Source organism: Bartonella saheliensis (assembly GCF_902162175.1).
The window spans coordinates 1-1,383 of the sequence record NZ_LR607308.1; the positions used below are offsets into that span (position 1 = coordinate 1).

The 1,383-nt window shown below is 36.9% G+C and carries 1 protein-coding gene and 1 pseudogene; both read left to right on the forward strand.

Annotated elements, in window-relative coordinates; genetic code table 11:
• Positions 1-292 precede the first annotated feature (292 nt).
• Positions 293-457 (forward strand): annotated as a pseudogene (locus tag FS875_RS09895) (3-dehydroquinate synthase II family protein); the annotation flags it as partial.
• A gap of 139 nt (positions 458-596) precedes the next feature.
• Positions 597-1,214, forward strand: a complete 618-nt coding sequence (locus FS875_RS09900; RefSeq protein WP_144756265.1) for an SAP domain-containing protein — start codon at positions 597-599, stop codon at positions 1,212-1,214.
• The last annotated feature ends 169 nt before the right edge of the window (positions 1,215-1,383 follow it).

The window sequence follows — 1,383 nt, forward strand, 5'->3', positions numbered from 1 at the left end:
TGATACGGAAGAAGTAACAACAAAGATGCAAAAATTAGCAGAAGTCAGTATGAAACTTGGACAGGCTATGTATGAAGCGTCACAAGCAGCAAGCGCTGACACTGAAACAGAGACAAAGAATGATGATGTTGTTGATGCTGATTTTGAAGAAGTTAATGATAAGAAGAAATAGTGTCAGCATATGTGTTGATTAGTTTATAAACCCGGCCTTTGAAATATAAGGCTGGGCTTTATTATTTGAGATAAGTTGCAACTTTGTTGCTAAAAATATAAATTAAAAGAGAATTATCCATTTAGCGTTTTGATGCAAGATGATTGGCATGTGCGTATATTTTCTGAGAGTGGACAACCCCTCAATATTACTGAATTGCGTGCTGGTTCGAGGGTCAAGGCTTATCTGAGTACTGTAGGGCGTCATGTTGGAGTGCAGGTTCGTGAGTATATTAAAGAGATCTAGCGTAATAACCGAACATTCTAGGGCTAAAAATATGTTTATGAAATTCTTTAAACACGATGTAGAACTGTACTAACGGAGGGTAGGGCACATAACTGTATGTGTGTACAATTTTGGATATGTATATAGGAGCGGAAGAGGAATGAAACAATTTTCTAAACGTATGACGTTAGAAGAGTTTGAAGGGATGTATTTTTATGCTGAAGAACTTAAACAAATCGCTCGATCTTTGGGGCTGCGCGTAGGTAGTTTAAAAAAAAATGAACTTGAGCAGCATATTAAAGCCCATTTGTTTGGTTTGTCTAGTCCGTTGCCAGTTGATATTCCTAACCGACAAAATAAAGGAGAGCGTGATAAATTAGCCATGGATAGCCGAGTACTAAACTATGTTAGCGATAAAAAAACAAAAGCTTTTCTACAGGAAAATGTTGAAAAAAAGTTTGGTGTGTTGCCTGATAAATCTGGCCAATGGTATTGGTTAAATCACTGGCGAAAATCTTGTATTTTAGCGGGGAAAGATATTAACTATGGTGATTTAGTTGATCATCTTGCTGTGTTGAAACAGAAACGGGAGCGGTTGCCGAAAATTCCTTCTACACGGATGAATAATTTTATTAGTGATTACCTAGCTGACGAGACGAACAGTAACCAAGGGCGTCAAAAAGCGTTAGAGGAATGGTTTAAACTTAAAAGCACTTCTTTGCCAAAGGAATATCAGGCTTATAAACAGGCAAAAACCACAGGAAAGTGGCCTAGATAAGTGGTTGACCTCTGATCGTATTTTTGGGACATGATATATTTATAAAATTTGTAGTTGCGTTATTCTTGCTATAGCTCTCAGTCAAGTGTAAAGATGGATGATAGAAAAACTATCAGGAATACATTCAGGAATACATGATGAAGGTTGATTATTATGAAATTCTTGGCGT